Annotated in this window: 5 protein-coding genes; 1 reads left to right on the top strand and 4 read right to left on the bottom strand. The window is 57.9% G+C overall.

Features of this window, described 5'->3' with window-relative positions:
• Positions 1–205 precede the first annotated feature (205 nt).
• From LKE08_RS18515 to LKE08_RS18505, 3 genes are all read right to left on the bottom strand, one after another.
• Positions 206–1,936, bottom strand: coding sequence for a diflavin flavoprotein (locus LKE08_RS18515; protein WP_324705732.1), 1,731 nt, complete (start codon positions 1,934–1,936; stop codon positions 206–208).
• 124 nt (positions 1,937–2,060) lie between these two features.
• Complete coding sequence (locus LKE08_RS18510) at positions 2,061–2,393, bottom strand: hypothetical protein (RefSeq protein WP_324705731.1); 333 nt, start codon at positions 2,391–2,393, stop codon at positions 2,061–2,063.
• 399 nt (positions 2,394–2,792) lie between these two features.
• Positions 2,793–4,523 carry a diflavin flavoprotein gene (locus LKE08_RS18505; RefSeq protein ID WP_324705730.1) on the bottom strand — a complete coding sequence of 577 codons (1,731 nt, stop codon included), beginning with the start codon at positions 4,521–4,523 and terminating at the stop codon, positions 2,793–2,795.
• 518 nt (positions 4,524–5,041) lie between these two features.
• Here LKE08_RS18505 and LKE08_RS18500 point away from each other — a divergent pair.
• Positions 5,042–9,064 carry a CHASE4 domain-containing protein gene (locus LKE08_RS18500; protein ID WP_324705729.1) on the top strand — a complete coding sequence of 1,341 codons (4,023 nt, stop codon included), beginning with the start codon at positions 5,042–5,044 and terminating at the stop codon, positions 9,062–9,064.
• A gap of 24 nt (positions 9,065–9,088) precedes the next feature.
• Here the strand turns inward: LKE08_RS18500 and LKE08_RS18495 are convergent, their stop codons facing one another.
• Positions 9,089–9,865 carry an HpsJ family protein gene (locus LKE08_RS18495; protein ID WP_324705728.1) on the bottom strand — a complete coding sequence of 259 codons (777 nt, stop codon included), beginning with the start codon at positions 9,863–9,865 and terminating at the stop codon, positions 9,089–9,091.
• Between the last annotated feature and the right edge of the window lie 201 nt (positions 9,866–10,066).

Below are 10,066 nucleotides of genomic sequence, written 5' to 3'. Positions count from 1 at the left end.
CTCTTAAAGGCATAGTCAATGTGCCTCTACCAACTCCTTTAAGAGAAAATCCTAAAGTTGTTGCTACTTTTGTAAAGGGAGTCGGGTGTAGGGTGTGGGGAGACAAGAGGGACACAGTACCCTCTGCCTCCTCCGCTTCACCGTTGCCTCCGGTTGCCCCTGTTCGGGGGAAAATCAAGGGGGGCGGGAGGCCGTCAAAATCCCATTAATAATACGTTCCCGTTTTCCGATAGTGAACCGCCGTAATTCCTTCGGAGTGGAGCAGATTTCCATTCTCCACCTGGGCGTAAATGACCCAGTGGTCGCCGCACTCCATCCGGTTTTTGACTTCGCACTCCAGATAAGCTAGGGCGTCGTCGAGGATCAAACAGCCGTTCGAGGCTTCCGTCGTGGACAAGTTGGCGAACCGGTCCTCCCCGGGATCGAACCGTTTCATGAAGTGTTTCCGCAGTTGTTTTCCTTCTTCTAAAATATTCAAAACGAAGCGATCGCCGACGTGGGTCATCGATTCCATGGCGCGATCGCGGGCTACGGCCACCGTCAGCCCGGGAGGCGTAAACGTTGCCTGGGATACCCAAGATGCCAACATCCCGCTTTTCACCTCTCCCCGGCCGCAGGACACCACGCACAGGGACCCCACCAGACGCCCCACAGCCTGGGCGGTGCGATCGGCATTCGCGGATTGGGAGCTGGATTTGGGGACGCGAAGCTTCTGGGCACGGCGGAGGGCCTGGACGAAATCGATCGCGGCTTCCTCACAGGTTTGCAGGGTGACATCCGTGGGTTTGAACTTGACGCGGATGGGTTCAAATCCGAATTTGTACCCCGCATCTTTGAGTTTATCTTCCAACAAATCCACCGCTTCACCGCTCCATCCAAAGGAACCGAAAACCCCCGCCAATTTACTCGTCGAAGTGCTATTTAAAACGATCCCCAAAGCGGTTTGAATTTGGGTGGGGGCGTGTCCCCCGAGGGTGGGGGAACCGATGATAAATCCGTCGCACTTCTCGACGGCGGCTTGAATTTCGGTGGACTTGGCGTGTTCGCAATTGATCGATTCCACGGCGACGCCGGATTTTGTCAATCCCCGGGCGATGGCGTTAGCGATGGCAGCCGTATTTCCGTAGGCGGAAGCGTACAGCAGGGCGACATTGAAATCCCGGGATTTCTGATTTTCGCTCCATTCCCGGTACAAATTCGTCAATTCGTGCATCCCGTAGCGCACCATAGGGCCGTGTCCGGTGGCGTAGAATTGGACGGGCGGCAATTCGGCGATTTTATCCAGAATTGAAAGCACTTTTTTCGGCTGGGCGGCGTGGAGGCAGTCGTAATAAAACCGCCGGTCTTCACTATAAACCGACCAGCCTTCATCGAACACCTGGTCGCCGCAGACGTGGGCGCCGAAAAACTTGTCGCTAAATAGGATGTTGGTGCGGGGGTCGTAGGTCAACAACCCGTCCGGCCAGCGGGGGGTGGGGGCGGGGATGAATTGCAGTTGGTGTCCCTTGCCGAGGTCCAACGTTTCCTCGTTTTTGATGGTAAAAATATTTAACGATTGTTCCGGGAAAAATTCTCGCAGCGCCAGGGTTGCCGGGTTCGAGCAGACGAACTTAATTTGGGGGGCGATCTCGAGCAGTGCTTTGATGGTCGCGCCCCGGTTGGCGTTGAAGTGACCCAAGATCACGTAATTCAATTGGGTCAAATCCAGGCGTTCTTTGAGACAGTCGAGGTAGTTTTGGGTGAAGGATTCCCCCGGCGGGTCGATAATCGCCGTCCGCTCTGCTTGGAGCAGATAGCTGTTGGCCGTCGTGCCGCGTTGCAGGGAATATTCGACCTCGAATTTGAGCCGGTCCCAAGTCCGCGATCGCACGACTCTCGTATCTTCTCCGATTAAAAATACTTGTACGTCCCGGGCTTTTGTAACAGTAGTAGACATGGTTTGGATTTATTGTGAAATTGTAAACAAAGTTTTCTATGGCGCAATTTTATCATTCAAGCTCCCCTTAAAAAGGGAGGAGCGGGCGAGATTTCCAGATTTTTGACAAGGCCGGCTCTCCGATTCAATCGTGGATGGCATCCACCCAAAATTGAGTGATGGACTGGCGGGGGATCTCGTGCCAATATTTGGTATCGACAATATCGAATTTTGCCCCCATCCGTGGCAGATCGTTGTCCAGGGATGTGAGAAATTTCCGCGTGAATTCGTCGTCGCCAATTTGAATGAAACTGATGCCGAGATCCTCGTTACTCTCCAACGATTCCGTCACCTCGATAATTGAATTGGCGATCGCCTCTACGGTGTCCGCCTCCTGATAATCGATCACGGCGACCATAATTTCCCCACCTTTCTTGATCTGACCGTCGGCTTTTCGCTGCCAGTAAAATCCTCGCAAAGGTCGCCACGTCCGACTGGGAATATTTGAGAATCATCCCCGACACTTCGTAAATGGTGAACCCGTCGGGGTCGAACTGCTGGCACTGTTTGGCCAAATCGATCAGGGCGGTCTGGGCCTCTATCCACTCTTGATACCACGGATGGGCGCGATCGCGGCTGGCGTGACTGCGGGCGATCAAGATCGTGTAATCCCGGTCTTGAAGTAGTTGGGCAGACATGGTAGAGTTTCTGATTCGACGGGTCGGGAAGCCGAAGTGGAGGGGATGGGGGAGAAATGGCAAGCAACCGGGTTTCTCAAGAAGATCTCGAGTTCACCTCCAACATTCAGATAGAAACCCGGTTTCAGAACCCACTACATCCAATTAACAATTGTCCATTCTCAATTGTCAATTATCAATTAATAGTGGTTGCCCACCTTGCGGTGGTGAACCGCCGGCAGGGCGTCCGGGTCGCTCACCCGTCCGCTTTGCACCGTTGCGTAGACAAGCCAGTGGTCGCTCAACTCCATCCGAGAGGCTACCTCGCATTCCATGTAGGCGAGGGCGTCGGTGAGGATGGGACTGGCGTTTTTGGCGGTTTGGGTTTTCACCCCCTCGAAGCGGTCTGCACCGGGCGGAAACCGCTTCAGGAAATGTTTCATCAAAGCCTGGTAGTTGTTCTCCTCCAGGACGTTGAGTACGAAGGTGTCGCCCACCTGCATCAGGGCCTCGATCGCCCGATCTTTAGCCACTGCGATCGTCAGCCCCAGGGGTTCAAAACTCGCCTGGGACACCCAGGAGGCCAACATGGCGCTGCTGACATCCCCTTTGGTGGCGGTGATGATGTAGAGTCCGCCGCTGATGCGGCCCAAGGCGCGGTCCAGGTCGCTGTCGAGGGCTTTCATCTGTTTGATGGCCTTGTCCCGACCCAGCCACTGTCCCATGTCGGTCCCCGCCTCGTCGCAGAGTTTGTAGGTGTTCTCGCCGGGGGATTCCGCGATGCGGATGGAGGGAAAGGCCTGTTTGACGCCGGCGCCCTTGAATTTAACTTCCAGGGGATAGACGGACAGGTCGTTGCCGCTGCCGGACTCGAACAGCCCGAAGGCCTGCTTTTTGTTGGTGGAGGCCAAAATGGTGCCGATCGCTTCCTCGGCCTGCTCCGCCCCTTCCCCGGAGACGGGAGGCATCCCGATGACCAATCCCGTTGCCATGCTGGCCAGTTCCCGGATTTCCTGGGGGTCAGCCGACCGAATGTCCATCATTTCCACAGCGACGCCGGTCTTGGTGATCCCGTGGGCAATGGCCTGGGAGAGGCGGTCGCTGTAGCCGAAATCGGAATAGTAAAAGACCGCCGCGGTGGTTTCGGCTTTAGACTGTTCCTGGCTCCACTTTTGGTAGCGGCCGGTGAGTTCCTGCACGTTGTGGCGCAGCAGGGGGCCGTGTCCCGTGGCGATGGTGGCGACCGGTCCGAGTTTGTTCATCCGCTTGATGGCGCCGAGGACGGAGCGGGCGTTGGGTGCCATCAGACAGTCGTAGTAGAATCGGAAATCCGCCTCGATCTCCGACAAGTTCTCGTCGTAGGTGAGGTCCGAGCAGTAGTGCATCCCGAAGGCGTCGCAGGTGAACAGGGTTTGAGTCTTGCGGTCGTAGGTAAAAATCGTGTCGGGCCAGTGCAAATTGGGGGCGGAGACGAATTCCAGTTCGTGGCCGTTGCCCAGGTCTAGAGTATCGCCGTTTTTGACCTGGATGCGATCGAAGGGGGCGTGAACCAGATTTTCGAGGAATTGAATGGCGATTTTTGCGCCCACCACCGTCACTTGAGGGGCTAGTTCCAGGAGATCCCGGACCAGACCGCTGTGGTCGGGTTCGGTGTGGCTGATGATGAGATAGTCGATGTCGGCCGGGTCGATGAGTCCCTTGAGGGTGTCGAGGTACAGGTCGCGAAACTTGGCGTGGGACGTGTCAACCAGGGCGGTTTTTTCCCCTCGAATGATGAAGGAGTTGTAGGTCGTGCCGTTTTGCAAGCCGAACTCGATGTCGAAGCGATCGCGGTCCCAATCGAGCGATCGGATCGTCGTGGTGTCTGCGGTGATGTCTCGCACCTCCACCGTCAGCCGACCCGGTTTGACTCGGTCAGTGAGGGCTACCATTCGTGACCTCCCAATGTCTAGCTCATAATGATTTCACTTTACAGGTATTGTGACACGATCGCCCGACTTTGGGTTCTCGAAAATCCTATCACTCTGTTAAGTCCGCCAAAAGATTCAAACCGTCCGGTCGCGGGCGCGACCGGAGAAATGGTTCTGGCGGCGGCGAGGGCGACGGCGGGGATTTCAACTCCCTTTGGTGGCAGTCCAATTGCTGAAGCCGGCGGGTGAAAAATACCTTTTGACTCCGAAAAGTTCTCCCCACCTCCCCACCTCCCCACCTCCCCACCTCCCCGTCTCCCCCTCCCCCCATTCGCCGCACCTTCCCTGTGCATCCGAGAGAAGGAAACGGCCTTCGGTCTTTCGGGGGCGGGGAATATGTCAAAATCGAAGTATCCAGATGAGTCTCGATCGGGAGCCGCCCAGATCGGAGATCAGACATCTTCCCGAGCTCGTTGGGTGCATATTGTTTTGTTGTTGACGCCAGTTGCCCCGTAGCACCGCCTTCAAGGACTCCCGCCATGAAATTGCACAAAAAGACATTGCTAATCATCGGCGCAGCACTCATCAGCCTGATCGTGGTTTTGTACACCACCGCCTCATTTATCCTGATCCACAATTTCCACAACCTCGAAACCGAATCGGTGCATCAAGACGTGGTGCGGGCGATGGAAGCCTTGGAGGACGACCTGAGTACCTTGGACGCGATCGCCCAGGATCACGCCAAATGGGACGACACCTACGCCTTCATCGACCGACACGACAGCCACTATGTGCGATCGAACCTGGTCAACACCACCTTTATCGACCTGAAACTCAACCTCTTCGTGCTGGCCGACGCCCGGGGCGAAATCGCCTTCGGCAAAGGATTCGACCTCGACGCCGGCGAAGAAGTCCCCATTCCCGAGAGTCTGTTGCCCCACATTCGACCCGACCGCCTGCTCTTTTCCGACTCCACCCCGCCGTGCCCCGGCGGCGAAGACGCCGCCCCCTGTCCGAAGGTGGGGATTTTGATGTTGCCGGACGGTCCGCTGTTGCTCTCGGCCCGCCCCATCCTCACCAGCATCGCCGCCGGGCCGAGTCGGGGGACGCTGATGATCGGGCGCTATTTAGACTCCAAAGAGATCGAGCGCCTCGCCGAGATCACCCAACTGTCCCTGCACATCGACCCGATCAGTCGGCGAGACCCGGGCGGGAGTCCATGGATCTCGGAGACCGGCTTCGCCGTCACCCCCCTGAACGCCTCCACCATCGTCGGAGATGCTCCCATCTTCGATATTTACAACCGACCCGCCCTGCGCCTGCGAGTCACCGGCGATCGCCCCATCTACCGCCAGGGCCGCACCACCCTGATTTACCTCACCGTCTCCCTGTTCATCGTCGGCATCCTACTGAGTGGTATCACCTTGCTAGTCTTTGAAAAATTGATCCTGACCCGGCTCCTCGCCCTGACCCACCGCGTCAATCAGATCGGCAAAAGTCGCGACCTGTCCATGCGGGTTGCCGTCCCCGAGGGAGAAGACGAACTCTCCGACCTGGGGAAGACCATCAACGAAATGCTCGAAGCCCTGGAACGGGCCAACGTGCAGAGCCGGGATAGCGAGGAACGTTACCGGCTGATGGCCGAACACTCCACGGATTTAATTACCCGCCACGCACGCCGGGGGACGATCCGCTACGCCTCCCCCGCCTGCTACACCCTACTCGGATACGAACCGGAAGAGTTGATCGGACGCCACCCCAGCCAATTCCTCCACCCCGACGACACCGAAGCCCTCGCCAATACCTACGACATCGTCCTCACTCAAAACGTCTCCTACACCCTCACCTACCGCATCCGCCACAAAAACGGGGAATACATCTGGTTTGAAACCACCAGCCGCGCCATCTACGACCCCGACACCGGTGCCGTCCAAGAAATTCTCGGCGTGTCCCGGGACATCAGCGATCGCAAGCAGCGGGAACAGGAACTGCAAGAAAGCGAAGCCTCCATCCGCTCCCTCTACCAAATCACCTCGGCCCGGAATGTGGAGTGGGCCGAGCAACTCCAACAAATTCTGGAATTGGGGTGTCAAAAATTCGGCCTGGAAGTGGGGCTGCTGGCCCGCATTCAAAACCTCGACGCCCCCAACCCGGAATCGGAAATTCAGGCGGTCGTCACCCCCGATGATTCCATCCGACAAGGACAAGTGTTCCAGCTCAATGACAATGCCTTTTGTCTGGCGACGGCGCGGGCGGGAAAACCGCTGATTTTCGAGTCGGTGTTGGTATCGGGACTCCCGAGCGGGGCCGGAGAAGATGGCGGGTTCGAGGTCGAAGCCTACATGGGCATCCCCGTGCAAGTGGACGGCGCCACCTACGGGACCTTGTGTTTTTGGAGCCGCCACCCCCTGAGCGAACCGTTTCGGGCCGTCGATCGCGAGCTGATTAAGCTGATGGCCCAGTGGGTGGGCACGGAGTTGGAACGGCAGCAGACGGCTCGGGATCTCGGCCAGGCCCGGGACGAAGCCCTAGCCGCCACCCGCGCAAAGAGCGAATTTTTGGCGACCATGAGCCACGAGATCCGCACCCCCATGAACGCGGTGATCGGGATGACGGGCCTGCTGCTGGACACGTCGCTGAGTCCCATCCAACAGGATTTCGTCGAAACCATCCGCAGCAGCAGCGATGCCCTCCTGTCCCTAATCAACGATATTTTGGATTTTTCCAAAATCGAGTCCGGGAAGTTGGATCTCGAAACCTTCCCCTTCAGCCTGCGGACCTGCGTCGAAGAATCCATCGATTTGCTGGTCACGAAGGCGGCCGGCAAAAATCTGGAGTTGGGCTACCTGATCGACCCCTCCACCCCCCACCAGGTGGTGGGAGACATGGCGCGAGTCCGGCAAATTTTGGTGAACTTACTCAGCAATGCCGTCAAGTTTACGGCCTCCGGCGATGTGTTGGTGTCCGCCAAGGCGACTCCCCTGTCCCCGGAACGCTACGAAATTCAGTTGTCGGTGAAGGATACGGGCATCGGCATCCCGCCGGAGGGCATGGGTCGCCTGTTCAAGTCCTTCAGCCAAGTGGATGCCTCCACCAACCGCCAGTACGGGGGGACGGGGTTGGGTCTGGCGATTAGCAAGCGGTTGGCGGAGATGATGGGGGGCCGGATGTGGGTGACGAGCCACAATGCGATCGGTGGCGACCCCCCCGAAGGTTGGGAGTTTGCGGGCTACCCGTCGGTGGGGTCTACGTTTTATTTCTCCATCGTCGTCGAGTCGAGTCTGAACGTGTTGCCGGAGTGGAGTCACACTTCGGAACTGACGGGCAAGCGGTTGTTGCTCCTGTGTACCCACCCCACCAGCGGCCAAATTTTGACCGCCAATGTCCGGGCTTGGGGTTTGGCGGTGGAGGCGGCCGAAACTCCGACCCGGGCGCTGGAGTGGCTGGGGGCGGGCACAGAGTTCGACGCGGCGATCGTGGAAGTGCCGGCCGACGGCGGGGACGGGTCGGATGTCGTCCGGGAGATCCGCCGGTCGCCGGCTGGCCGAAAGTTGCCCCTGGTGATGCTGACGTCGGTGGGGCGACAAAATTTGAACCGCTCCGAGTTCGGGGAGTTCGTCGCATTTTTGAGCAAGCCCATCAAGCAGTCGCCGCTCTACAATATCCTAGTGAATGTCTTGTGCGGGGAACCGTTGAAGATGAACCAGTGGAGCGGGTCTCCGATGCGATCGCCCCAGGACATCCCCCTGCTGGCCGAACAACTGCCCCTGCGGATCTTGCTGGCCGAGGACCACCTGGTCAACCAGAAGGTGGCCCTGCAAATTTTGCGGCGGATGGGCTACCGGGCGGACGTGGCGGGGAACGGTCTGGAGGTACTCGAAGCCCTGCAACGACAGCCCTACGACGTGATTTTGATGGATATGCAGATGCCGATCATGGACGGGTTGGAGGCGGCGCGGCAGATTCAAAAACGCTACGGCGACAGTGAGAAGGCTCGCGCCCGACGTCCGCGCATCATCGCGGTGACGGCTAACGCCATGGAGAGCGATCGCGCCGAGTGCATGGAGGCGGGGATGGACGACTACATCAGCAAGCCCATCCGCATGGAGCGGTTGGTGAAGGTGCTCGGAAAATGTCGGCCCGTCGTTTCCGATCTGGATTTGGGCGCGGCCGCGGCTCCCAAAGACGGCGACGACAATGGCAAATCCTGCCCCGTTCTCGACCCGGGCGTCGTCGAAGGGTTGCGGGACATCGAGGCCCTCGAAGAGGTGGTGGAAATGTACCTCGAAAGCGCCCCCGAACTGTTGCGGGCGATCGACGTGGCTCTCAAACAGGCTGACGCCGCGGCCCTCAAACAGGCGGCTCACTCCCTCAAATCCATCAGCGGCACCTTGGGCGCCTTCGGGTTGTCGGAGTTGTGTCTGAAACTGGAAATGATCGGCCGCCGGGGTGTAGATGCCGGAACCCCGATCCCTGAAACGGAGGCGCGGGGGATTTACGATCGGGTGGAGGTGGAGTTGAAACGGGTCGAGTCGGCGCTGAAAGTGGAAGTCCGATCCTAAAAATTGACAATTGTCAATGATCAATTAATTTTTTCCCCGAACGCCCTTTTTGCGGCTGGGTTTGTTTCTCAAACCGCTCCAGCCGATGGTGACGTAGCAACTGGCCAGGAGCAAACTGCCCAAACCCACCCGCACGCCGGACTTGAAGGTGCCGAGTTTGGAGCGCTGTTCCGCTTTCAGGCGCCGGTCCTCGATTTCTTGTTTGAGCTGTTCCCCGATCGCGTCGGTTTGCAGTTCCAGGGCTTTGGGGTTTTCTCGGAACTGTTCGAGGCGGGTGAGTTGATCTTCGGTGAGTTGCTGCTCTCGAACGTAGTCTTCCAACCGCCGGCTATTTTGAAGCAGGGTTGCCATCTGATTTTGCTGCTGTTCGAGCCGTTCCGCCAACTGGGCCTGGGCGGTCGCGGCGTCCTCGTTGATTTTCTCGATGGTCTGGTTGCTGGCCGCGATCGCCGTGCTGACGTGGAGGGGGATCAGCAACAGGTAGATGACACCCAGAAAGCCGGAAATCAGGTAGACCCAAAATTTCAGGTCGTTGAACCCGACTTTCGGCTTCTCCGGCCCGACTCCGGCCACTTCCTCCAACCCGTAGGCGCAGAACATCAGGGCGATCGCCAAGATGGGAATCACGCCCTGTTCTACCATCTGAGTCGTGAAGTTGAGCTGCCATCTGACATCGCCGAAGTTGGGCGGCACGAAGAGTAAAATGTAGTTGATCAGGGCAAAAAAGAATAAAATCACCCCGGCCAGCTTCAGAAATCCGGCGGCCTGAGAAGGAATTTTGCTCTGGGATGTTCCTTTCATAACCAATCGCGTTGTGTGTTTTGACTGAGATGACCCCATTCTATCCGGAGTCGAGTTTCAAGTCGGATTGAGATGAGATCGACTCCCGACCCTTTTCCGTCGGAGATTGCCCGCCCCGCTTGTCGCGGTCGCTCCCCGGGGAATCGTCCGGGAAATTGCGGAGATTTGCCTTCACTTAAAGTATCAAATAAAACACATCAA

Source organism: Lyngbya sp. CCY1209, assembly GCF_035615495.1.
GTDB lineage: Bacteria > Cyanobacteriota > Cyanobacteriia > Cyanobacteriales > Microcoleaceae > Limnospira.
This window is presented reverse-complemented; position numbering and strand designations above follow the sequence as displayed.